The organism is Paucibacter sp. M5-1 (assembly GCF_027498415.2).
GTDB lineage: Bacteria > Pseudomonadota > Gammaproteobacteria > Burkholderiales > Burkholderiaceae_C > Roseateles_E.
Genome location: NZ_JAPZLM020000001.1, coordinates 3897970 through 3918019, shown reverse-complemented (window position 1 = coordinate 3918019; position 20050 = coordinate 3897970). Strand labels below are relative to the sequence as shown.

The 20050-nt window shown below is 67.4% G+C and carries 26 protein-coding genes; 8 read left to right on the top strand and 18 right to left on the bottom strand.

Translation table 11 applies throughout. The annotated features are described in order from the left end of the window. Nucleotides 1–3 precede the first annotated feature (3 nt). The 6 genes from O5M90_RS18480 to O5M90_RS18455 all read right to left on the bottom strand — a co-directional run bounded on the left by O5M90_RS18480 (nucleotide 4) and on the right by O5M90_RS18455 (nucleotide 6377). Nucleotides 4–555 (bottom strand): CoxG family protein, encoded by a 552-nt coding sequence (locus O5M90_RS18480; protein WP_269839885.1) that lies wholly within the window; start codon nucleotides 553–555, stop codon nucleotides 4–6. Further along, nucleotides 546–1724 (bottom strand): vWA domain-containing protein, encoded by a 1179-nt coding sequence (locus O5M90_RS18475; RefSeq protein WP_269839884.1) that lies wholly within the window; start codon nucleotides 1722–1724, stop codon nucleotides 546–548. Before O5M90_RS18475 ends, O5M90_RS18480 begins: the two co-directional genes overlap by 10 nt. Further along, the gene (locus O5M90_RS18470) at nucleotides 1717–2586 is read right to left on the bottom strand and encodes an AAA family ATPase (protein WP_137943852.1); all 870 of its coding nucleotides are present in this window, start codon (nucleotides 2584–2586) and stop codon (nucleotides 1717–1719) included. Before O5M90_RS18470 ends, O5M90_RS18475 begins: the two co-directional genes overlap by 8 nt. A 145-nt stretch (nucleotides 2587–2731) precedes the next feature. Next, nucleotides 2732–3520: an FAD binding domain-containing protein gene (locus tag O5M90_RS18465; RefSeq protein WP_269839883.1), complete on the bottom strand. Its 789-nt coding sequence runs from the start codon at nucleotides 3518–3520 to the stop codon at nucleotides 2732–2734. A 15-nt stretch (nucleotides 3521–3535) separates the two neighbouring features. After that, nucleotides 3536–5890, bottom strand: coding sequence for a xanthine dehydrogenase family protein molybdopterin-binding subunit (locus O5M90_RS18460; protein WP_269839882.1), 2355 nt, complete (start codon nucleotides 5888–5890; stop codon nucleotides 3536–3538). A 13-nt stretch (nucleotides 5891–5903) separates the two neighbouring features. Then, entirely contained in the window at nucleotides 5904–6377 is a 474-nt protein-coding gene (locus O5M90_RS18455; protein ID WP_137943849.1) for a (2Fe-2S)-binding protein, read from the bottom strand. Nucleotides 6378–6659: 282 nt separating this feature from the next. Between O5M90_RS18455 and O5M90_RS18450 the strand changes: the two genes are divergently transcribed. Beyond that, the gene (locus tag O5M90_RS18450; RefSeq protein ID WP_269839881.1) at nucleotides 6660–7652 is read left to right on the top strand and encodes an XdhC family protein; all 993 of its coding nucleotides are present in this window, start codon (nucleotides 6660–6662) and stop codon (nucleotides 7650–7652) included. Between the two features lie 14 nt (nucleotides 7653–7666). Here the strand turns inward: O5M90_RS18450 and O5M90_RS18445 are convergent, their stop codons facing one another. Further along, nucleotides 7667–7789: a hypothetical protein gene (locus tag O5M90_RS18445; RefSeq protein ID WP_262971916.1), complete on the bottom strand. Its 123-nt coding sequence runs from the start codon at nucleotides 7787–7789 to the stop codon at nucleotides 7667–7669. Nucleotides 7790–7941: 152 nt separating this feature from the next. On the opposite strand from O5M90_RS18445, the gene O5M90_RS18440 reads away from it, so the two are divergent. After that, nucleotides 7942–8589, top strand: a complete 648-nt coding sequence (locus O5M90_RS18440) for a glutathione S-transferase family protein (RefSeq protein WP_262972405.1) — start codon at nucleotides 7942–7944, stop codon at nucleotides 8587–8589. A gap of 4 nt (nucleotides 8590–8593) precedes the next feature. Then, on the top strand, nucleotides 8594–9217 hold the full coding sequence (locus tag O5M90_RS18435; RefSeq protein WP_269839880.1) for a histidine phosphatase family protein: 624 nt from the start codon (nucleotides 8594–8596) through the stop codon (nucleotides 9215–9217). Here the strand turns inward: O5M90_RS18435 and O5M90_RS18430 are convergent, their stop codons facing one another. After that, nucleotides 9218–10696: a ComEC/Rec2 family competence protein gene (locus O5M90_RS18430; RefSeq protein ID WP_269839879.1), complete on the bottom strand. Its 1479-nt coding sequence runs from the start codon at nucleotides 10694–10696 to the stop codon at nucleotides 9218–9220. A 58-nt stretch (nucleotides 10697–10754) separates the two neighbouring features. Continuing rightward, nucleotides 10755–11552, bottom strand: a complete 798-nt coding sequence (locus tag O5M90_RS18425) for a hypothetical protein (protein ID WP_262971919.1) — start codon at nucleotides 11550–11552, stop codon at nucleotides 10755–10757. 110 nt (nucleotides 11553–11662) lie between these two features. On the opposite strand from O5M90_RS18425, the gene O5M90_RS18420 reads away from it, so the two are divergent. After that, nucleotides 11663–12043 (top strand): hypothetical protein, encoded by a 381-nt coding sequence (locus tag O5M90_RS18420; protein ID WP_269839878.1) that lies wholly within the window; start codon nucleotides 11663–11665, stop codon nucleotides 12041–12043. Nucleotides 12044–12062: 19 nt separating this feature from the next. Here the strand turns inward: O5M90_RS18420 and O5M90_RS18415 are convergent, their stop codons facing one another. Together O5M90_RS18415 and O5M90_RS18410 are read right to left on the bottom strand one after the other, a co-directional pair. Beyond that, the gene (locus O5M90_RS18415; protein ID WP_171018324.1) at nucleotides 12063–12626 is read right to left on the bottom strand and encodes a response regulator; all 564 of its coding nucleotides are present in this window, start codon (nucleotides 12624–12626) and stop codon (nucleotides 12063–12065) included. Nucleotides 12627–12797: 171 nt separating this feature from the next. Further along, nucleotides 12798–13184, bottom strand: a complete 387-nt coding sequence (locus O5M90_RS18410) for a DUF4148 domain-containing protein (protein WP_171018323.1) — start codon at nucleotides 13182–13184, stop codon at nucleotides 12798–12800. On the opposite strand from O5M90_RS18410, the gene O5M90_RS18405 reads away from it, so the two are divergent. After that, the gene (locus tag O5M90_RS18405) at nucleotides 13183–13326 is read left to right on the top strand and encodes a hypothetical protein (RefSeq protein ID WP_269839877.1); all 144 of its coding nucleotides are present in this window, start codon (nucleotides 13183–13185) and stop codon (nucleotides 13324–13326) included. The genes O5M90_RS18410 and O5M90_RS18405 overlap by 2 nt on opposite strands. A gap of 136 nt (nucleotides 13327–13462) precedes the next feature. Then, nucleotides 13463–14863, top strand: a complete 1401-nt coding sequence (locus O5M90_RS18400; protein WP_262968893.1) for an IS1182 family transposase — start codon at nucleotides 13463–13465, stop codon at nucleotides 14861–14863. Nucleotides 14864–15077: 214 nt separating this feature from the next. Here the strand turns inward: O5M90_RS18400 and aqpZ are convergent, their stop codons facing one another. The 5 genes from aqpZ to O5M90_RS18375 all read right to left on the bottom strand — a co-directional run bounded on the left by aqpZ (nucleotide 15078) and on the right by O5M90_RS18375 (nucleotide 17982). Beyond that, the gene (gene aqpZ / locus O5M90_RS18395; RefSeq protein WP_269839876.1) at nucleotides 15078–15770 is read right to left on the bottom strand and encodes an aquaporin Z; all 693 of its coding nucleotides are present in this window, start codon (nucleotides 15768–15770) and stop codon (nucleotides 15078–15080) included. Nucleotides 15771–15905: 135 nt separating this feature from the next. After that, on the bottom strand, nucleotides 15906–16457 hold the full coding sequence (locus O5M90_RS18390) for a GNAT family N-acetyltransferase (RefSeq protein ID WP_269839875.1): 552 nt from the start codon (nucleotides 16455–16457) through the stop codon (nucleotides 15906–15908). Nucleotides 16458–16459: 2 nt separating this feature from the next. Further along, complete coding sequence (locus O5M90_RS18385; protein WP_262971923.1) at nucleotides 16460–17059, bottom strand: ClpP family protease; 600 nt, start codon at nucleotides 17057–17059, stop codon at nucleotides 16460–16462. A gap of 70 nt (nucleotides 17060–17129) precedes the next feature. Continuing rightward, nucleotides 17130–17540 (bottom strand): nuclear transport factor 2 family protein, encoded by a 411-nt coding sequence (locus tag O5M90_RS18380; protein WP_269839874.1) that lies wholly within the window; start codon nucleotides 17538–17540, stop codon nucleotides 17130–17132. Then, nucleotides 17533–17982, bottom strand: coding sequence for an NUDIX hydrolase (locus tag O5M90_RS18375; RefSeq protein ID WP_269839873.1), 450 nt, complete (start codon nucleotides 17980–17982; stop codon nucleotides 17533–17535). Before O5M90_RS18375 ends, O5M90_RS18380 begins: the two co-directional genes overlap by 8 nt. A gap of 138 nt (nucleotides 17983–18120) precedes the next feature. Between O5M90_RS18375 and O5M90_RS18370 the strand changes: the two genes are divergently transcribed. Together O5M90_RS18370 and O5M90_RS18365 are read left to right on the top strand one after the other, a co-directional pair. Then, nucleotides 18121–18849 (top strand): hypothetical protein, encoded by a 729-nt coding sequence (locus tag O5M90_RS18370; protein WP_269839872.1) that lies wholly within the window; start codon nucleotides 18121–18123, stop codon nucleotides 18847–18849. Then, complete coding sequence (locus O5M90_RS18365) at nucleotides 18846–19391, top strand: FlgO family outer membrane protein (RefSeq protein WP_440402236.1); 546 nt, start codon at nucleotides 18846–18848, stop codon at nucleotides 19389–19391. The genes O5M90_RS18370 and O5M90_RS18365 overlap by 4 nt, the downstream gene beginning before the upstream one ends. Before the next feature lie 12 nt (nucleotides 19392–19403). Here O5M90_RS18365 and O5M90_RS18360 read toward each other — a convergent pair whose 3' ends face one another. Both O5M90_RS18360 and O5M90_RS18355 read right to left on the bottom strand, forming a co-directional pair. After that, nucleotides 19404–19562 carry a hypothetical protein gene (locus O5M90_RS18360; protein WP_332909472.1) on the bottom strand — a complete coding sequence of 53 codons (159 nt, stop codon included), beginning with the start codon at nucleotides 19560–19562 and terminating at the stop codon, nucleotides 19404–19406. A 36-nt stretch (nucleotides 19563–19598) separates the two neighbouring features. Further along, a complete protein-coding gene (locus O5M90_RS18355; protein ID WP_332909471.1) occupies nucleotides 19599–20048 on the bottom strand; it encodes an HD domain-containing protein in 450 nt (149 codons plus the stop codon). Between the last annotated feature and the right edge of the window lie 2 nt (nucleotides 20049–20050).

Genomic DNA, 20050 nt, shown 5'->3' with positions numbered 1-20050 from the left:
CCCTCAACGCCCGCTCTTGAAGATCCGCCCCAGCCAGCCCAGGTACCAGTCCAGAAAGCGCTGGAAAGCGCTCTTGGGCGGGGTCGGTAGCTCGGCCGGCGCCACCCCATAGCGCTCGGCCAGCGCCGCATTGAAGGCCGCGAAGAAGTCGCCGGCCATCTTCTGCGCGGCCATATCGACCAGGCGCGAACCGATCTGCGCGATCTTGCCGCCGACGCTGGCCACCACCGTGTAGTTCAGCAGGGTCTGGGCCGGGCCCAGCGTCTCCAGCCGCACCTGGGCCGTGCCCTTGCCATGCCCGGCCGCGCCGCCCGAGCCCTCGAAGGCGAGCTGGTAGCTGGTCGGCGGCTGCAGGTCGGAGAGTTTCAACTTGCCCTTGAACTTCGCCTTGACCGGACCGATCGCGACCGCGAGCAGGACCTCGTATTCGTTCTCTCCAGTGGGCGTCAGCGCTTCGCAGCCGGTGATCGATGTCTTCAGCATCTCGGTATCGTTGAGCGCGGCCCAGGCCTGGGCCTGGGCGACGGGGAGTGTTTCTTGTCCGGTCAGTTGCATAGCGTGTTCACCAGGTCTTCAAGACTGGCGAGATTGTGGGCGGGAAGATGGGCACTGACCTCGGGGAGCAATGCCTTGATGCCGGCGGCCTTCGGTTCGAAACCCTCGAAGCGCAGCAGCGGATTCAACCAGATCAGGCGGCGGCAGGACAGGCGCAGGCGGCGCGCCTCGAAGGCCAGGGCCTCCGCACTATCGCCCTGCTCCAGTCCGTCGGTGATCAGGAGCACCGTCGTGTCGCTGCTCAGCACGCGGCGGGCCCAATCATGGTTGAACTGGTGCAGGCAGGCGCTGATGCGAGTGCCACCCGACCAGTCGGCCACCGCGCGTGCGACGGCGGCCACCGCGATATCGGGGTCACGCTGCTGCATCAATCGCGTGATCGGGGTCAGTCGCGTGCCGAAGACAAAGCTCGTCACCCTGGGCGCATGACGGCGCTCGGCCGGATTCGCCAGACCGTGGGCCAGGTGCAAGAGCATGCGCGAGTAGCGGCTCATCGAGCCGGAGATGTCGGCCAGGATCAGCAGCGGCGCGACCTTGACGCGCGGCCGGCGCCAGCGCGGCGGCGCCAGCTCCTCGCGGGTCTGCGCGCGCAAGGTGGCACGCCAGTCGAAGCGGCCCTGGGCCGAAGGCCGGAAGCGGCGCGTGGGCCGGGTCTCGACGAAGGGCCTCAGCCGCGCCAGCAGGCGCTTGGCGGCGGCCCATTCCTCGGCCGTCATCGTCTCGAAATCGCGCTGGCGCAGCAGCTCCTGATCGCTCCAGCTGAGCCGGGCATCGATCTCGATCTGCTCTTCAGGTTCGCGCGGCTTCTGGCCCTGCCCCTGCGGAAACAGCGCATCGGCCAGGCGCCGGTTCTCCGGCGGTGGCGGGGTGCCGGGTTGGGCCTGGGCGCGCGGCAGCATCATCGCCATCACCCGGCCCAGCAGATCGGGGTCGCGCCAGAACAGATAGAAAGCCTGCTCGAACAGCGGCCGGTGCGCCGCGCGATCGATCAGGCAGGCAGCCAGCGTGGCCTTGAAATCGGCACGCGATTCGAGCCCAGCCACCTGCAGCGCCTGCAGGCACAGCTGCACCCGGTCCGTGCCCACGGCCATGCCGGACTGGCGCAGCACGCGGGCGAAGTGCATCACATTGGCCGCCAGGTGTGCCGGCAGATCGGGCGACTCAGCCATGGTGCGTGGCCACCCTCACCTGCTCCAGCAGCCGCGCCGCCTCCGAGCCCTGCACCTTGGCGATGTCGTCCTGGTATTTCAAGAGCACGCCCAGCGTGTTGCTGACCGTCTCCGGGTCCAGCACCAGCGCATTGAGTTCCAGCAGCGCGCGCGACCATTCGATGGTCTCGGCCACACCGGGCAGTTTGTACAGGTCCAGCGTGCGCAGGCCCTGGATGAAGGCGACGATCTGGCGCGACAGCGCCTCGCCGGCACCGGGCACCTTGAGCCGCAGGATCTGCAGCTCGCGCTGCGCATCGGGGAAATCGACCCAGTGGTAGAGGCAGCGCCGCTTGACCGCATCATGGATCTCGCGGGTGCGGTTGCTGGTCAGCACCACGATGGGCGGCTCGGCGGCCTTGATCACACCCAGCTCGGGAATGCTGAGCTGGAAGTCGCTCAGCACCTCCAGCAGAAAGGCCTCGAAAGGCTCATCGGCACGATCGAGCTCGTCGATCAAGAGCACCCCCGGCTGTTCCAGGGCCTGCAGCAGCGGCCGCGCGATCAGGAAGCGGCGCGCGAACAACTCATCGCCGCTCAGGCCGCCGCTCTTGATCTCCAGCATCTGCCGCGCATGGTTCCACTCATAGGCCGCGCTGGCCAGATCCAGGCCCTCGTAGCACTGCAGCCGTATCAGCGGCCGCCCCAGCATCGCGGCCAGGGCCTTGGCGATCTCGGTCTTGCCGGTGCCCGGTTCGCCCTCCAGGAACAGCGGGCGCTGCAGGCGCAGGGCCAGGAAGACGGCGGTGGCCAGTTCGCGCTGGGCGACATAGCCTTGCGTCAGCAGAGCTTGAACGGTTGTATCGATGGAGCTTGGCGTCATGGGTGGTCGTGCAAACATGGGGCGGGCTGCGGGCGTGGGGTACGCGGCTTGGCTCCTGTCCCCGCCCTCGCTTCGCTCGGTCTCCTCCTTGACCTCGCCAAGCCGCGCACCCCAGACCCTTGCTGAGTGGCGCTGGGTTTTGCGCTCAGGCGCCGGCCACGGCCCTTCCTGCAAGCACCGGGATCAGCGCCGCCCGGTAGGCCGCCGAGCCATGCAGATCGTTGTTCAGGCCCTCCTCGCTGATGCTGACCGTCATCGTCGCCGCCTGGCTCCAGCTGGCGCTCAGCGCCTGCTCCAGCGCCGTGGCACGGAACACGCAAGACCCGGCACCGGTCACGGCCACACGCACGCCGCCGGCCGTTTTCGCGACGAACACGCCGACGATGGAGAAGCGCGAGGCCGGCTGCTTGAACTTCTGCCAGCCGGCCTTCTCCGGGACGGGGAAGCTCACCGAGCTGATGATCTCGCCCTCGGCCAGCGCGGTCTCGTACAGGCCCTTGAAGAAATCATCGGCCGCAATCGAGCGCCGGTCGGTGTGGATGGTGGCGTTCAAGGCCAGCGCCGCCGCCGGATAGCAGGCGGCCGGGTCGTTATTGGCCAGGCTGCCGCCCATCGTGCCGCGGTTGCGCACCTGGCGATCGCCGATGCGGCCGGCCAGATCGGCCAGCGCGGGAATGGCTGCGGCCAGCTCCTTGGACGCGGCCACTGCCGCGTGCGTGGTCATCGCGCCGATCGTGACCTTGCCGGCCTCGACCTTGATGCCCTTCAGATCGGCCAGGCCGGACAGATCGATCAAGGCCTCGGGCGCGGCCAGGCCCTGCTTGATCGCGGCGAGCAAAGACTGCCCGCCGGCCAGGATCTTGGCCTCGCTGTTGGCCCGCACGGCCTGGGCCGCGTCGGCGACGCTGGTGGCTTGTTGGTAGGCGAATGTCATGCTGTGCTCCCCGGTTCAACGGTTGGCCTGGATGGCTTGCCAGACGGTGTGCGGTGTCGCCGGCATCGGCAGATCCTTGATGCCCAGCGCATCGCAGATCGCATTGATCACCGCCGGCGGCGAGCCGATCGCGCCCGCCTCGCCGCAGCCCTTGACGCCCAGCGGGTTGTGCGTGCAGGGCGTGCCCTTGGACGTGCGGATATTGAAGCTGGGCAGGTCGTCGGCGCGCGGCATCGCATAGTCCATATAGCTGCCGGTCAAGAGCTGGCCGCTCTCCTTGTCATAGATGCCGTGCTCCAGCAGCGCCTGGCCTATGCCTTGCGCGATGCCGCCCTGCACCTGGCCTTCGACAATCATCGGGTTGACGATATTGCCGAAGTCATCCACCGCGCTGAAACGGTCCACCCGCACGACGCCGGTGGCCGGATCGACCTCGACCTCGCAGACATAGGAGCCGGCCGGATAGGTGAAATTGGTCGGGTCATAGAAGGCGTTTTCATTCAGGCCGGGCTCCAGCTTGTCCAGCGGATAGTTGTGCGGCACATAGGCGGTCAGCGAGACGGAGGCGAAGGGCACGCTCTTGTCGGTGCCGGCCACCTTGAAGACACCGTTCTCGAACTCGATGTCGGTGTCGGCCGCTTCCAGCAAATGGGCGGCGATCTTCTTGCCCTTGGCAATCACCTTGTCGACCGCCTTGATGATGGCCGTGCCGCCGACCGAGAGGGAACGGCTGCCGTAGGTGCCCATGCCGAACAGCACCTTGGCGGTGTCGCCGTGCTCGATGCTCACATCATCGATCGGAATCCCGAGCCGGTCCGCGACCACCTGGGCAAACGTCGTCTCATGGCCCTGGCCATGCGAATGGCTGCCGGTGAAGATGGTCACCTTGCCGGTCGGGTGCACCCGCACCTCGCCGGCCTCGAACAGGCCGGCCCGTGCGCCCAGAGCGCCGGCGATGTTCGACGGCGCCAGGCCGCAGGCCTCGATATAGGTCGAGTAGCCGATGCCGCGCTTCAAGCCCTTGGCCTCGGACACCGCCTTGCGCGCGGCGAAGCCGGCCACATCGGCCAGCTCGATGACTTCCTTGAGCGTCGCGTCGTAGTCGCCGGTGTCGTAGGTCAGGCCTACCGGCGTCGCGTAGGGGAAGCTGTGGATGAAGTTGCGGCGGCGGATCTCGGCCGGGTTCAGACCCAGTTCCTTGGCCGCCGTCTCGACCAGACGCTCGACCACATAGGTGGCCTCGGGCCGGCCGGCACCGCGGTAGGCATCGACCGGCGCGGTATTGCTGAACACGCCGGTGACTTCGGCGTAGATCTTGGGGGTCGTGTACTGGCCGGCCAGGAGCGTGGCGTAGAGGATGGTCGGCACGCTGGACGCGAAGGTCGACAGATAGGCGCCCAGGTTTGCGGTGGTGTGGACCCGCATCGCCAGGAACTTGCCGCCGGCGTCCAGCGCCAGCTCGGCCACGGTCGCATGGTCGCGGCCATGGGCATCGCTCAGAAAGGCCTCGGAGCGGTCCGCCGTCCACTTGATCGGCCGGCCGACCTGCTTGCTGGCCCAGGTCAGCGCGGTCTCCTCGTTGTAGAGAAAGATCTTGGAGCCGAAGCCGCCGCCGACATCGGGCGCGACGACGCGCAGCTTGTGCTCGGGAATGCCCAGCACGAAGGCGCACATCAGCAGCCGCGCCACATGGGGGTTCTGGCTGGTCGTGTAGAGCGTGTAGCTGTCGTCGCTGGCGTTGTAGGCCGCGTTGGCCGCGCGCGGCTCGATGGCATTGGGGATCAGCCGATTGTTGCGGAACTCCAGACGCGTCACATGGGCGGCGCCGACAAAGGCCGCATCGGTGCCGGCCTTGTCACCGCAGCCCCAGGTGTAGCAGACGTTGTCGGGCGCTTCCTCATGCACCTGGCCCGCGTGGCCCTTGGCGGCGGCGGTGTCGACCGCCGGCACCAACTCCTCGTAGTCGATGGCTATCAGCTGGGCGGCGGCCTTGGCCTCGGCATAGCTCTCGGCCACCACCAGGGCCACCGGATCGCCGACATAGCGGACCTTGCCGTCGGCCAGGATCGGGTGCTTGGGCTCCTTCATCGGGCTGCCGTCCAGGCTGTTGATCAGCCAGCCGCAGGGCAGGCCGCCGATCGCGCGGAAGTGCTCGCCGGTGTAGACGCCCAGCACGCCCTCGGCCGCCGCCGCGCTGGCCGTGTCCACGCTCTTGATGCGCGCATGGGCATAGGGCGAGCGCAGGAAGTAGGCGTAAGTCTGGCGCGGCAGCACGATGTCATCGGTGTACTGCCCCCGCCCGGTCAGAAAGCGCGCGTCCTCGCGGCGCTTGACGCTCTGGCCGATGAAACCTTCTTTGGGTGCGTTCATGGTCGTGTGCTCCTTAGACCTTCATGTTCTGAGCGCCCATCTGGACGGCCCGCACGATGTTCTGGTAGCCGGTACAGCGGCAGATATTGCCCTCCAGCCCCTCGCGGATCTCGGTCTCTGAGCTGCAGCGGTGGTGCTGCACCAGGTCGACCGCGCTCATCACCATGCCGGGCGTGCAGAAGCCGCATTGCAGGCCGTGGCACTCCTTGAACGCCGCCTGCATCGGGTGCATCTCCCCGCCGGCCGGTGACAGGCCCTCGATGGTGGTGATCTCGGCGCCGACCGCCTGCACGGCCAGCATCGAACAGCTCTTCACCGCGCGCCCGTCCAGGTGCACGGTGCAAGCGCCGCACTGGCTGGTGTCGCAGCCCACATGGGTGCCGGTCAGCGCGAGGTCCTCGCGCAGGAATTGCACCAGCAGGCGGTCCGGCGCGATCTCGCGCGTGACCGGCTTGCCGTTGACCTTGAGCGTGATCTTGTGGCTCATTGGCTTGTCTCCTTGTTGTCGTCAGCGATCCATCAGCGACCATCGTCGCGGCAGCCCGCCGCGGGCGCTATCTACCGTTTACCCGCATGTATGCCCATACATGGGGCGTTTCAGCCCGGGCTTGCTGCCCCGGCTTGGCACAGCTGTGCCAGCTTGGTGCCCACTTGCACCAGAGCTGCGGGTCAACCCGGATTCACCGCGGCTCAGGCAAGGCCGGCCGCTATCGGGTATGTTCGACGCCTGTATCGCCCGGGCGCCGGGCTAGAGTCTCAAAGAACGCTTATGGACAATGTTGATCTGAATGTGCTGCGCCAGGTATCGACCTGGATGAGCGAGGGCCGGCGCGTCGTGCTGGGCACCATCACCCGCACCTGGGGCTCGGCGCCCCGGCCGGTGGGCTCGGTGGTGGCGGTGCGCGACGACGGCCTGATCGCCGGCTCGGTCTCGGGCGGCTGCATCGAGGACGATCTGATCGCCAAGGTGCGCGAGGGCGCGCTGACCCTGAGCAGACCCGATCTGATCCGCTACGGCGTCGGCGCCGAAGAGGCCACCCGCTTTGGCCTGCCCTGCGGCGGCACGCTGGAGCTGGTGCTGGAGCCGCTGAGCGCAGCCTCGCAGATCCCGGCCCTGCTGGCCCGTCTGGCGGCCGGCGAACGGGTGCAACGCGAGCTGGACCTGGCCAGCGGCGCGGTGCGCCTGCTGGCCCCGCAGGCCCATGCCGATGTGGTGCGCCTGAGCGAGACGCAGCTGATCACCCATCACGGCCCGCAATGGCGCTTGCTGATCATCGGCGCCGGCCAGCTGACCCAGTACCTGGCCAGCATGGCGCTGGCGCTGGACTACCAGGTGCTGGTCTGCGACCCGCGCGACGAATACCAGCCCGACATCCCTGGCGCCACCCTGACGCGCGAGATGCCGGACGACGTCGTGCAGCGCTTTGCCCCCGATGGCCACAGCGCCATCGTCGCGCTGACCCACGACCCCAAGCTCGATGACCTGGCCCTGATGGAAGCGCTGGGCAGCCCGGCCTTTTATGTCGGCGCGATCGGTTCGCGTGTCAACCAGGCCAAGCGCAAGGCCCGCCTGGCCGAGCATTTCGGCATGAGCGAGGCCCAACTCGCGCGGCTGCACGGCCCGGTCGGCCTGAACATCGGCGCCCGCACGCCGCCGGAGATCGCGCTGTCCATCCTGGCCCATATGACGGCCGAGCGTTATGGCGTGAGCCTGGCGAGCTCGCAGCAGGGCTCAGGCAGCGAGGCCGGCTGCGTGGTCTGAGCACCAGCCCTCGCCTACTTCTTGCGCCCCCGCTCCGCCACCGGCGGCGCCAAGGCGCCCGGATCGGCGGGCTTGCTGATCGGCGGGTCCTTCTTCGGTTTCTTGGCTTCCTTGTTGCCGCGCTGGCCCTTGGACATGGCTGATCTCTCCTGCAATGACGGAATTCCGCCGGTGAGCCAGCTTGCATGAAGCCGATCGCATCGTCCGTGCGCTGGCGCACCCCGCCGCCCCCACGTCGTCACAAGCTGGCGCTACGATGCCCACCATCGATCACGCCCGGCCCCACCCCATGATCCAGCTGCACTACCACCCGAGCAATGCCAGCTTCGCGCCCCACATCGTCCTGAACGAACTGGCCGTGCCGTTCGAGCTGAAGCTGGTCGACCGCGCCGCCGGCGCCCACAAGTCGGCCGACTATCTGAAGCTCAACCCCAACGGGCTGATCCCGGTGCTGGTCGATGGCGAGCTGGTGCTGTATGAGACCGCCGCCATCCTTTTGCACCTGGCCGACACCCATCCCGAGGCCGGCCTCGTGCCGCCGCTGGCCACGGCCGAGCGGGCCCAGTTCTACAAATGGCTGATCTGGCTGACCAATACCTTCCAGCCCCTGCTCCTGGCCTACTTCTACCCCGAACGCTGGGTGGCCGAGGGCAATGCGGAGGGCGTGGCCCAGGTCAAGGCCCAGGGCGAGGCGCGCATCGCGCCGCTGCTGGACCAGCTGGAGGCCCAGCTGGCCAGCCATGACGGCCCCTGGCTGCTGGGCGAGCGCTACAGCGTGGCCGACGCGCTGGCCTTCATGCTGTGCCGCTGGACCCGCGGCTTCGCCCGGCCGGCACGCAGCCTGCCGCTGCTGGGCGTCTATCTGCAGCGCATGCTGGAGCGCCCGGCGGTGCAGCAGGCCATCGCCACCGAGCAGCTGCCCCAGCCCTGGATCTGAAGCCATGACCGAACTGCTACTGATACGCCATGGCGAAACCGACTGGAATCGCCGCCAGTGCTTCCAGGGCCATCTCGATGTGCCGCTCAACGAGCGCGGCCTGGCCCAGGCCGAACGCCTGGGCGCACGGCTGGCGGCCGAGCGCATCGACGCGCTGGTGGTCAGCGATCTGATGCGCACCCGCCAGACCGCCGCGCCGCTGGCCGGCCAGACCAAGCTGGTGCCTAGCTACACGCCGACCTTGCGCGAGCAGGCCTTCGGCATCCTCGAAGGCCTGAGCTTCGAGGACATCCGCGTCCAGCATCCGGCCGAGTTCGCGCTCTGGGCCAAGCACGAGCCCGACTACGCGCTGCCCGGCGGTGCCGAGAGCCGCACGCTGTTCCACCGCCGCGTGATCGGCGCGCTGCAGCAGCTGGCCACCCAGCACAGCGGCCAGCGCCTGGCCGTCGTGACCCATGGCGGCGTGCTCGACATGGTCTGGCGCACGGCCAAGGGCCTGAGCCTGCATGGCGCGCGCGAATGCGCAATTCCGAACACCGGCATCAACCGCGTGCAGCTCAAGGACGGCGGCGGCTTCGAGATCCTCGGCTGGGCCGATGACGAGCATGTGCGGGATCTGGCGGGCTAGCTAGAACCTCGACCTGATCTTGCGCACGCTCCAGCTGTGATCCTTCTCGTTGAGCGTCGCGCAGATGATGGTCTCGCCATCCGTGCGGATATTGACCAGGCCATAGACCAGACCGGCCACCACCAGGGTGCTGCCCAGCGTGCGCGTGGTCTTGCTGGGATTCAGGTCACCGGCCTTGGTGACGGCGGCCTCGATGCGGATCTTGGCCAGCTCGGCCTGTTCGTGCGCGTGATCGGGCGTGATCAGGCGCAGCGGCTTGCCCAGCTGCACGCTGCGGGCGATCTCGGTTGAGTAGACCAGCGGCGTGACGATGCGGTCCTGCTCGACCTGCAGGTGACCGGTGGTGGCGCTGGCCGCGACGATGGCCGGGCGCGGGTGGTCGTGGCCCTCGCTGTCGCCCGATGAGATCACCGTGACGGCCGGCCGCAGCGCGGCCAGGAACTCGTAGCTCACATCGTCGCTGCCATGGTGGCAGGCCTTGGCCACATCGCACTGGAACTCGATGCGCCGGCCCGCATAGTCGTCCAGCAGCGCGCGCTGGCTGGCGGTGTTGAGATCGCCGGTCAAGAGGATGCGGGCGCGGCCATGGTCCAGGCGCAGCAGCACGCTATTGCCGTTGGTGTTCTGGCTGGGCGCCGAGGCATAGCTGTGCAAGGCGGGTTTGCCGGCCAGGGTCTGCTCCCAGGGCCCCAGCACCTTGATCGCGACGCCGCCGCCGGCGCCATCGAAACCGGGCAGGAAGCCGTCCTTCTGGCTCAGGCGGCGCACCGGCGTGATGCGGCCGGCGGCGGTGCGGGCCTTGCACACATGGGCCATGAAGCCGGCCCACTCGCCCTGCAGTCGCGGCTCGGCGCCGGGCTTCAGCGCGGCCAGCACCTCGTTGCGGCTGCCCATCAGTTGGGTCAGCCAGCGCTTGTCGGCCGAGCTCGGGCCCAGCCAGCGCTGGCCGTTGGCCGGGTTGGTCCACCAGGCCACACCGGCGTGATAGAAGGCCTCGACCTGCAGCTTCTTGGCATCAAGCTCGGCGGTCTGCGCCACATCGAGCAGATCGGCCAGGCCGCCGTAATGGTCGGCATCGCAGTGCGAGGCGATCATCGCGTCGAGCTTGATGGTGTCGCGGCCATAGTCCTTGGCGAATTTCCAGTCGACGAAGTCGGCCGCGTTCTTGCCGCTGGGCTGCTTGCTGCGCGCATAGCCGCCGTCGATCATCAGATGCCGGTCGTCGGGCGTGCGTATCAGGATGCCGTCGCCCTGACCCACATCGATGATGTAGACCTCCAGCAGCGACTTTCCGCCCAGCGCCGCGTTGTCGACCCAGCCTGTCTTGCCGCGCGCACGCACCTTGGAGCGGCTCGGTCCCGCCTCCAGCAACTGGGCCCGGTCACCCCAGAGCAACTCCAGCCGGACCTGGCTGCCGCTGGCCGCCTGGTAGAGCCGGGCGGTGTCGCTGCCGATGTACTTCGTGACGCTGTCGTTCATCGCGGGCTCCTGCTGCATGCGGGCCGAGCCGATTGTGAACGCATCGCCGTGGCGACGCCTACTCGCTGACCGGCAAGGCCTTCAGATAGTCGTGCAGCTGGCGCGCCACCGCCTCGCGGTCGGCCAGGCCCTCGGGCAGCGGCGGCATGGCCGTGCCCGGTCTCACCGCGCTGGGATTGAGCAGCCAGCGCTGCCAGGTGGCGGCATCGATCTGCTTGGCACGGGCCGCCAGATTGATGGGCATCTTGTCGCCGCCAAAGCCGTTGACCTGGTGGCAGTTCAGACAGAACTTCTGCGCCAGGCCGGCCTGGACCTCGAACCCCGGCGCCAGCCCGGGCGGCAGCAGGGCCGTCTTGCTGCTGGTGCGCAGCGCGATCTGGGCGACCTGATAGGGCCAGCCGCTGGCGCCCTCGGCCTGCAACTCGGGCGCGGCGATATTGTCCCAGACCAGGTAGTAGGGCCCGAGGGGCACGCGCTTCTGGTTCTGCTCCAGATTGTCGACCACGAACTCGCTGCCGTCCTGGCGAGCCAGCACCAGCCAGGCACGATGCTTGGCGAAGCGCTCGACCGGAATGCGCGAGACATAGCCGTCCAGCGCGCGGAACTCGATCTCCTTGCCGGGCGTCTTCTGCCAGTCGGGCCCCAGATGGGCGCTCAGCACCTGGGCGATCGGATAGCCCAGATAGCTCAGGCGCACCTGCTTGCCACCGACGCTCAGATGCGGCTCGATCACCGTGACCGGCTGCGGCGGCGCAGCCAGACTGGCCTGCAGCACGGCCGGTGTCGGCAGGGCCTGGGCCCACAGCGCCGGGGCGGCGAGCAGGGCGAGAACGAGCGGGAGATGGCGGCAGCGCATGGGCATGGCTCACAAACATGGCAATGCCCGCAGCCTAGCAAAATGGCGACGGCGGGTGAACCCAGCGTAGCGGTTCACAATCACCTCATGCACAACAAGGAGCTGTATCGATGGCCATTCCCTGGCTGCTGGCACTGAAAGTGATTCCCTGGGCCGATGTGATCGAGGCCACGCCGGCCCTGGTCAAGGGCGCGCGCAAACTGTTCAAGCGCAGCCAGGACGAGGCGGCCGAGATCGCCGAGCAGCCCAGCCCGCCGCCCCAGTCCTTGCCCGAGGCGCTGGAGCGCCTGCAGAAGATGGAGACCGAGCTGGGCGGCTTGAGCCGGCAGCAGGCCGAGAGCGCGGCCCTGCTGCAGTCGCTGGCCGAGCAGAATGCGCGCCTGGTCGAGGCGGTGGAGATGCTGCGCCTGCGCAGCCGGCTGCTGCTGTACGGCTTCGCGGGGCTGGCAGCACTGGCTGCGGCGCTGCTGGCCTGGGCCTTGTTGCGCTAGCTCGGTCCAGGGCCGGGGGTCAGGCCTTGCGCGGCTTGCGCATCGAGACCAGGGCCTCGACCCGCTTGAGCAGCTCGCGGTCGTTCCAGGGCTTCTTGAACAGACCGTAGATCCCCTGCACGTCGTGCACCCGGGTGTGCAGCTCGTCGTGGCCGGTGATCGCGATGATGGGCAGATCCTCAGTCTCCAGACTGCCCTGCACATCGGCGATCAGCTCAAAGCCGTCCTTGTTGGGCATTTCCAGGTCGGTGACCATCACATTGAAATGCTGCTGGGCCAGTTGCTCCAGCGCGTCGACGCCGTCCTTGGCCAGGGTGACGCGGTAGCCGGCGCTCTCGAACAGCTTGCCCAGCTTGGCGCGCGCCACCGCCGAGTCGTCGACCAGCAGCAGCGAGGCCGGCTGGCCCTGCTCGGCCAAGGTCATCGGCTGGGTCGGCGGCAGCATCGTGCTTGGGGCCGCCCGGGTGTTGTCCAGATCGTCGCCACGGCGGCGGCTGATGACCAGCACCACAATGGCCAGCGGCACCGCGATCAACAGCGGCAGCAGATAGGGACCGAGCAATTCCGGGACTTCAAAAGGCATGACGGGGTTCTCCTGAGCTCGGCCAGCCCTCCACGGCCCGCTGAGGCCGCTCATTCTCCCACTGTCGGATCCGATTCAAGCAATAGAAAAGGCGACACAAGGTCGCCTTTGTCGTGATGCTGACGCAATCAGCCGAGCCTGCGGCGACCCGGCCTGTGCATCCGCTCGCGCTTACTGCGCGCTGCGCGGCTGGCCGGCGAGCGTCTGCGGCAGCGGACGGATCTGCGGGCCATAGGCATAGTCGGCATGCTCGCTGTTCAGCAAGGCCAGCTCACCGCTGGCGCGCGCTTGCTGCAGCTCGGCCAGCACCTCGGCGCGGCTCTTGGTCGACACGGTCGAGATCTGCGGTGCATAGGACTCGCTGTTGAGGCGATCCAGCGCGCCGCTCTGGCGAGCGGAGTGCAGCTCCGCCAGCACGGCGGCGCGGGTCTGCGGCGCCGCGGCGCTCACGCTCACATCGCTGTCGCGACCCAGTTCGTTGAAGGCCCCGCCCCGGGCCATCGCGGCACCGGTGGTCGACAGCAGGGCAAGGGCGATGACGGCGGTCAGCTTGTTCATGATCGATAGTTCCTTTTCAGCTTGCGGTTGGATTGGGTTTGAGGCTCTGGAGCCAGCGATCCTTGTTGTCGGTATCGCCGTGTCCATGGATCGAACTTTGAACCTCGGGCCGCTGAAGAAAAACCGGCAGCGCCGCAACTGAGCATTCAGGATTTCACAAGAATGCCGATGCGACGCCCATGAAAAAGCCGGCCCGCACAGTCCGTGTCAATACTCTGACGCTAAGCTGAAGGCCTGAAGACAATGCCCTGCAACGCAAGTTGCAGGGCATTGTTCTTATGGGCTACGTGCAAGGACAGAGTCGAGACCAGGGCAGCCTGTTTCCGGTGTCGCTGGACGAGTTGATCGGACCGGAGCATGTGTGCCGGGTGATCGCGGCGTTCGTGGCGCGGCTGGACCTGAAGGCGCTGGGTTTTGCTCGAGCCCACAGCAAGGCCACAGGCCGCCCGCCGTACGACCCGGCGGACCTGCTGATGTTGTACCTGTACGGCTACCTCAATCGGTTGCGCTCATCGAGGCGTCTGGAGCGGGAGTGCCAGCGCAACATCGAACTGATGTGGCTGCTGCACCGGCTCACGCCCGACCACAAGACCATTGCCGAGTTCCGTCGCTGCAACGCGCAGCCGCTACGCCGAGCCGGGGCCGAGTTCGTGCGCTTTTGCGCCGAAGCCGGTCTGATCCGCGGAGAGTGGGTGGCCGTGGACGGGACGAAGTTCCAGGCCGTGGCCAGCGGCAAGGCCATCCTGGACGAGGTCCAGCGGGCCGAACTGCAGGCCAAGCTGGAGCAGCGCATTGCGCAGTACCTGCAGGAGTTGGAGGCGGCCGACCAGCAGCAAGGCGAGGCGGAGCTGGACGCTCAGGCGCTGCGCCAGGCGCTGGCGCGGCTGCAGCTACAGCAGGCCGAGCTGGCGAAGGTGGACAGCGACAAGCAGCGCTACGTGAGCACCGAGCCCGAGGCTGTAGTGCTCAAGGGCAAGGGCCCGGGCTACAACGTACAGACCGCCGTCGACGCCGAGCATGCCCTGATCGTGGCCCACGAGGTCAACGCGCAGGCGGGTGACAACGGCTGCCTGCAGCGCATGGGCGAATCGGCGCAGCAGACCCTGGGCGGCACGGAGCTCAAGCTGGTGGCGGATGCGGGCTATGCCAATGGCGAACAGGCGCAGGCGCTGGAGGATCAAGGCGTGCGGGTGCATGTCCCCGTCAAGCGCGCGGTCAACAACCAGGGCGAGGGGGACTTGTTCGACCAAGGCCGCTTCACCTACGACGCACAGGCTGACGCCTACGTCTGCCCGGCAGACAAACTGCTGCAGCGCAAGCAGTTGCATCGGGCGGGTAAGGTCGTGATCTATGCAGCGCAGCCCGGCGATTGCGGCGCTTGCGCGATGAAGGCGCGCTGCACGCAGGCCCCACGGCGCACGCTCAGTCGCCATCTCTACGAAGAGGCATTGCAGCGCATCCACCAGCGCGCTACACCCCAGGCGATGAGGCTGCGCCGCTGCACCGTCGAACACCCGTTTGCGGCCCTGAAGTTCCACATCTTCGAGAAGCCCCGCTTCCTGATGCGAGGCCTGACGGGGGCCGGCGCGGAGATCGCGTTGGCGACACTGGCCTACAACGTCAAACGGGCACTGGCGGTGCTGGGTGGGCAGCAAATGTTGCAAAAGCTAGCTATGTGATGCCGGTGCCAGTGTTTGTTGCGGTCCGACACAAGGCTTCGGCTGTTCAGCCCACCGTCACGCAATACGCTCCAATGGACACCTCGCGCGCGCCCAAACAAAAGCGCTCCGAGAAACTCGGAGCGCTTTGCTCTTGGCGCCCTTCGCAGCCGTTTTGACACGGACTGCGCAGGCCGGCTTTCGTCATCGAAGGGTCAGGTCTTGCTGCGATCGATCAGGACTTGGCGCCGACCACGCGGTAGGCGGCCGCACCCAGCAGCGCGCCGACGATGGGGGCCAGCCAGAACAGCCACAGCTGCTGCACCGCCCAGCCGCCGACATAGATCGCCACGCCGGTGCTGCGCGCCGGGTTGACCGAGGTGTTGGTGACCGGGATGCTGATCAGGTGGATCAGGGTCAGGGCCAGGCCGATCGCGATCGGCGCAAAGCCGGCCGGCGCGCGGCCGTCGGTGGCGCCCAGGATGATGATCAGGAAGAAGGCCGTCAGCACCACCTCGGTGATCAGCGCCGCCTGCATCGAGTAGCCGCCGGGCGAATGCTCGCCGAAGCCGTTCGACGCGAAACCGGCCGACACATCAAAGCCGGCCTTGCCGCTGGCGATCAGATAGAGCACGCCGCCGGCCGCCAGACCGCCCAGCACCTGGGCAACGATGTAGGGCAGCAGTTGCGAGGCCGGGAAGCGGCCGCCGGCCCACAGGCCCACCGAGACGGCCGGGTTGAAATGCCCGCCCGAGATATGGCCCACCGCATAAGCCATCGTCAGCACCGTCAGGCCGAAGGCCAGCGACACGCCGACAAAGCCGATGCCCAGGCCCGGAAACGCAGCCGCCAGCACCGCGCTGCCGCAGCCACCCAGCACCAACCAGAACGTGCCCAGGAATTCGGCACCATATTGCTTTGTTGTCATCGTTTCTTCCTCCACCAAAGGGTTCAACACGCCGGCCAGTCCAAGTTGCCGCCGGCGGCTGCGCCGCATCATGATGCAAGCCTCGTGACAAGGCAATCTCGGAATGTCCCCTGGGCAGGGGCCAGGTCTTGCTGGTCAGCGATCCGATCCGGCCACCAGCGAGAACACCGAGGCCGGCACCGACACGCCGCGGATGTTCAGGCGCTGGCGGGCCACGCATTCCAGCAGCGCGCCGGACTTGCGGGCCACCGCCTCGCTGGGCCGATTGCCCTCGGCGACGATGATTTCGACACGCCGCAGGCCCAGCACGCCGAAAGCATGGGCCGCTAGCGCCTGGACGCAGCGGCCAGCGACCCCCTGCCCTTGCCGCGACTGGCGCACCCAGTAGCCCAGATTGCAGTAGAGATGCTGGTGGTTGATCAGATTCAGGCCGGTGCCACCGATGAAGGCGCCGGTCTCGCGGTCGAAAATGCCGAACTCATGGGCCGTGCCCGCCGCCGCGCCGGCCCGGCAGGCGGCGAACCAGTCGAGCGCATCTTGCTCACTGTAGACCTCGCTGCACCAGGGCATCCAGCGCCCCACCGTCGCGACCGACTCGCGCGCAGCGGCCGCGAAGGCCGACGCATCGCCGTCGTCGAAGGGACGCAGCAGCAGCCGGTCGCCGGCCGGCAGCAGTGCCGAATGCAAGATCAGCCCAGCTCTTGCTGGCGCTCGATGACGCGCGAGACGATGCCGTAGTCGATCGCTTCGGCGGCGCTCATCCAGTGATCGCGTTCCATATCGGTCTGCACGCGCTCGAGCTTCTGGCCGGTCTGCTTGGCGATGACCTGGGCGATGCGCTCGCGGGTGCGCAGGATCTCGCGCGCCTGGATCGCGATGTCCGAGGCCTGGCCGCCGGCGCCGCCGGCCGGCTGGTGGATCATGAAGCGGGTGTTGGGCAGACAGACGCGGCGCTCCTTGGGTGGCGCCAGGAAGATATGGGCGCCGGCGCTGGCCACCCAGCCGGTGCCCACCGTGGTGACCGGGGCACGCACGAAATTGATCATGTCGTGGATCGCGTCGCCCGATTCCACATGACCGCCCGGCGAGGAGATCAGCAAGGTGATCGGCGCATCGGACTCGGCCGCCAGCGCCAGCAGGCGGCGGCAGGTGGCATGGGCAACCGTGTCGCTGATCTCGCCGAACAGCAGCACGAAGCGCGACTTGAAGGACAGCTGCTCCTCCAGGCGGTCGGGGCGATCGCCGGCGCTGGGCGCGGATTCGGCGGCAAGGGTGTGGGCGTGATTCATGGCGAAAGTCTCCGGAACATGGATGTCTGGTGGTGATTGTGGCGCATGCGTCGGCAGCGTCAGATCGGGTTCAGCTGGCCGGCTTGATCGCCGTGGCCTGCGACCACACGACCTGCCACTGACCCTGGGTATTGCGCTCGTAAGTGTCGATATGCCAGCAGCGAAACGGCGCGCCGCCCTCGAAGGCCAGCGTGGCCTGATAGCGTATCGCCGCGCTGTCCTGACCGCTGACGCGCACCGCCATCTCGGCATCCGGCTCCCAGCGCAGGTAGCGCAGCGTGCCCTGCGCTATCTTGCCCAGGTATTGATCGCGGCTGAAGGCCACGCCACCCGGTGTGATCAGCTGGAAGTCGTCGGCATGGAGCGGGCCTGCGGTCGCCATGTCGGCGGCCACCAGCGCGCGCAGGCGGCTGCGTTCGAGGCTGCGGATATGCTCGGCCAGCGCGATGCCAGCGCTGCTGTTCTGCTGTGCTTCACTCATCGCCGCCGCCCTCCTCGGCCGCCCAAGCCTTGTGAACAGAGGCCCGATAGCCGGCCGGCAGGTTCGCCGGCAAGGACTCGGGCGCAAACAGGCCCATCTGCAAGTGCTCATGGCTCAGCCGGGGCAGAAATTCTGCGCCGACCGACAAGCGAGCCCGGTAGGTGCAGATGAACACCTGTTTGCCCGGAATCACCTCGAAGAGATAGGCATCCAGCGGCGACGCATCGACCGCCACCCGCAGCCCCAGCTCTTCCTCGATCTCGCGCGCCAGGCATTCGCGCGGCAGCTCGCCGGGCTCGATGCGGCCGCCGGGCAGCTCCCATTCATCGCGCTCATTGAGCATCAGCACCAGCTCGCCGTTCGGCGCACGCAGCACGGCCTTGATCGAGACCGGATAAGCCAGCATTGGCGCCGGCGGCACCTTCTCAGATATCGAGTCCATATCTTGTCTTCTCCCTTTGAGCGCTTGAGAACGCTTGGCCAATGAGCGAAATATGCACGATCCTCACCACACAAGGCTTAAGTGCAGCGAGCAAGTCGTCGCCAACCCCTTTCAAGCAAAGAAAGGATGGCGCCACCTATGAGTTCCAAGACATGCGTTGCAGCGGGGACGCTGATCGCTTTGGCGTCACTGCTCGGCGGCTGCACCAGCCTCGACGTACCCAAGGCCGAGAACTATCCAGCCAGCAGTCAGAAGAAAGCCCGCGCCATCCATCATTGGGATGTGCTGGCCGGGGATGTGGCTCAACGCGTCGCTACCAGGCTGCGCGGCGACACGCAGACGCCGCAGGCCCCGCTACCACCGGTCTATCTATTGCAGGCGGTCGAGCCCACCAGCTTTCACCAGAGCTTTCGCAAGCTGCTGATGGCAAGGCTGCTGGAACAAGGCATTCGTGTGGCCAGTGAGCCCGGCACAGCAGCGCTGCAAATGAGCATTGAGGTCCAGGTGGTGCGTCATAGTGAGCGCACACCCAACTCCAATCCTCTGCCCTTCACGACACTGGCCGCCGGCGTCCATGTGCTGCGCGACCTGGTACGCCATGAGCACAGCAGTTTCTCGGCGGTCGGCAGCACGCTGGCCTTGGGCGCGCTGGCCGACGGCGCCAGGCTGGCACGTGAAGGCAATGCCGCCGGTGGCCCGACCGGCAGCGAGGTACTGATCTCCACAGCCATCAGCGCCGAGGGTGCCTATCTGGCCCGCACCACCGATATCTACTATGTCGAGGCCGACAACGCGGCTCTCTATCTCCCTACGCCGTTGCCGGCCGTGCCGCTGCTGAAGACCTGGAAAGTGGTGGGGGATCGATGATGAAGACGACTCTGCCGAGATGGCTGCGCCGCTGTGTACTGTTCGCAACGGTATTGCTGCTGAGCGCATGTGCAGCGCCTCCGGCTGCAACAAAGGCACCGCCGGCCGACCTGATCACCATCAACCAGCAGGCCGTCGACGCGCTGCTGCAGAGTGCGCCCCTGGACCCCAGTCTGCCGATGCTGGTCGCCTCCTTCGTGAATCTGGATGTGTTGACCGAGTCCTCGCGTCTGGGCCGGCTCTTCTCGGAGCAGGTCTCGGGCCGTTTAGTCAATCGCGGCTATCCGGTCATCGAACTGAAGCTGCGTGACAAGTTGTTCATGAAGCACAGCGAGGGAGCGCTGCTGCTCTCGCGCGAGCTGCGCGACATCAGCCGCAAGCACCAGGCCCAGGCTGTGGTGGTGGGCACCTATACGGCGTCCACCCAGTTCCTCTATCTGAGTCTGAAGCTGGTCGGCGGCGAGCAAGGAAACTTGGTGCTGGCCGCTCATGACTACGCGATCCCGCTGGACGCCAATGTACGTGCGCTGCTGGTGAACTGAGTCGGCCGCCAGTCACCGGCTCAGCAGGCCCGCACCTACCGCCCGCACCAGGTTCTCGCGGGCGCGCTGCTCCAGCAATTGATGGAAATGCTCGCTGCCGTAGATGCGTGGCCGCTCAATGAAGGAGCGCAGGATGGCGCGGCGCTTGAATCGGAACACCAGGCCGGGCACGAAAGCGTACTCCGCGCGGATCTGCTGCTCGTACTGCTAAAAACGTGGTTCGGGCGCACCGAGGATAGATAGATCGATGTCTACCAGCAGCTGCGGGTCGCCGGCGGCGGGCAGTTGGCTATGGCGCGTCACCATCACGAGCTCAAACACACGCTGGACAGCCTCGGCCGGCACCGCCGCCTCCTGCAAGGCTCGGCGTGCCCACAGCGCGCTCTGCTCCTCGTTGTCACCACGCTTGACCTCATAGACGGCATCGTGAAACCACAACGCCAGCGCGACCTCGGCCGGCCGCTGCGCCAGCGCCTGCACCTTCTCGAAGCTCTGCAGGCACTCAGCGAGATGCTGCTGCGAGTGGTAGTGGCGATGCGGCTCGGCGTAAGCGGCCAGCAGGGTCCGGTGCAGCTCGGCCGCGCTATCGGGCCGGGCGCCGATCTCGCGCCAGGCCCACTCGAATGACAACAGGGACAGGGGTGATGAAAGGTGCATGG

Excerpts from the sequence above, each read along its gene's own strand:
- O5M90_RS18480 (WP_269839885.1), bottom strand. The coding sequence starts at position 555 with ATGCAACTGACCGGACAAGAAACACTCCCCGTCGCCCAGGCCCAGGCC.
- O5M90_RS18475 (WP_269839884.1), bottom strand. The coding sequence starts at position 1,724 with ATGGCTGAGTCGCCCGATCTGCCGGCACACCTGGCGGCCAATGTGATG.
- O5M90_RS18470 (WP_137943852.1), bottom strand. The coding sequence starts at position 2,586 with ATGACGCCAAGCTCCATCGATACAACCGTTCAAGCTCTGCTGACGCAA.
- O5M90_RS18465 (WP_269839883.1), bottom strand. The coding sequence starts at position 3,520 with ATGACATTCGCCTACCAACAAGCCACCAGCGTCGCCGACGCGGCCCAG.
- O5M90_RS18460 (WP_269839882.1), bottom strand. The coding sequence starts at position 5,890 with ATGAACGCACCCAAAGAAGGTTTCATCGGCCAGAGCGTCAAGCGCCGC.
- O5M90_RS18455 (WP_137943849.1), bottom strand. The coding sequence starts at position 6,377 with ATGAGCCACAAGATCACGCTCAAGGTCAACGGCAAGCCGGTCACGCGC.
- O5M90_RS18450 (WP_269839881.1), top strand. The coding sequence starts at position 6,660 with ATGGACAATGTTGATCTGAATGTGCTGCGCCAGGTATCGACCTGGATG.
- O5M90_RS18445 (WP_262971916.1), bottom strand. The coding sequence starts at position 7,789 with ATGTCCAAGGGCCAGCGCGGCAACAAGGAAGCCAAGAAACCGAAGAAG.
- O5M90_RS18440 (WP_262972405.1), top strand. The coding sequence starts at position 7,942 with ATGATCCAGCTGCACTACCACCCGAGCAATGCCAGCTTCGCGCCCCAC.
- O5M90_RS18435 (WP_269839880.1), top strand. The coding sequence starts at position 8,594 with ATGACCGAACTGCTACTGATACGCCATGGCGAAACCGACTGGAATCGC.
- O5M90_RS18430 (WP_269839879.1), bottom strand. The coding sequence starts at position 10,696 with ATGAACGACAGCGTCACGAAGTACATCGGCAGCGACACCGCCCGGCTC.
- O5M90_RS18425 (WP_262971919.1), bottom strand. The coding sequence starts at position 11,552 with ATGCGCTGCCGCCATCTCCCGCTCGTTCTCGCCCTGCTCGCCGCCCCG.
- O5M90_RS18420 (WP_269839878.1), top strand. The coding sequence starts at position 11,663 with ATGGCCATTCCCTGGCTGCTGGCACTGAAAGTGATTCCCTGGGCCGAT.
- O5M90_RS18415 (WP_171018324.1), bottom strand. The coding sequence starts at position 12,626 with ATGCCTTTTGAAGTCCCGGAATTGCTCGGTCCCTATCTGCTGCCGCTG.
- O5M90_RS18405 (WP_269839877.1), top strand. The coding sequence starts at position 13,183 with ATGATCGATAGTTCCTTTTCAGCTTGCGGTTGGATTGGGTTTGAGGCT.
- O5M90_RS18410 (WP_171018323.1), bottom strand. The coding sequence starts at position 13,184 with ATGAACAAGCTGACCGCCGTCATCGCCCTTGCCCTGCTGTCGACCACC.
- O5M90_RS18400 (WP_262968893.1), top strand. The coding sequence starts at position 13,463 with ATGGGCTACGTGCAAGGACAGAGTCGAGACCAGGGCAGCCTGTTTCCG.
- aqpZ (WP_269839876.1), bottom strand. The coding sequence starts at position 15,770 with ATGACAACAAAGCAATATGGTGCCGAATTCCTGGGCACGTTCTGGTTG.
- O5M90_RS18385 (WP_262971923.1), bottom strand. The coding sequence starts at position 17,059 with ATGAATCACGCCCACACCCTTGCCGCCGAATCCGCGCCCAGCGCCGGC.
- O5M90_RS18380 (WP_269839874.1), bottom strand. The coding sequence starts at position 17,540 with ATGAGTGAAGCACAGCAGAACAGCAGCGCTGGCATCGCGCTGGCCGAG.
- O5M90_RS18375 (WP_269839873.1), bottom strand. The coding sequence starts at position 17,982 with ATGGACTCGATATCTGAGAAGGTGCCGCCGGCGCCAATGCTGGCTTAT.
- O5M90_RS18370 (WP_269839872.1), top strand. The coding sequence starts at position 18,121 with ATGAGTTCCAAGACATGCGTTGCAGCGGGGACGCTGATCGCTTTGGCG.
- O5M90_RS18365 (WP_440402236.1), top strand. The coding sequence starts at position 18,846 with ATGATGAAGACGACTCTGCCGAGATGGCTGCGCCGCTGTGTACTGTTC.
- O5M90_RS18355 (WP_332909471.1), bottom strand. The coding sequence starts at position 20,048 with ATGCACCTTTCATCACCCCTGTCCCTGTTGTCATTCGAGTGGGCCTGG.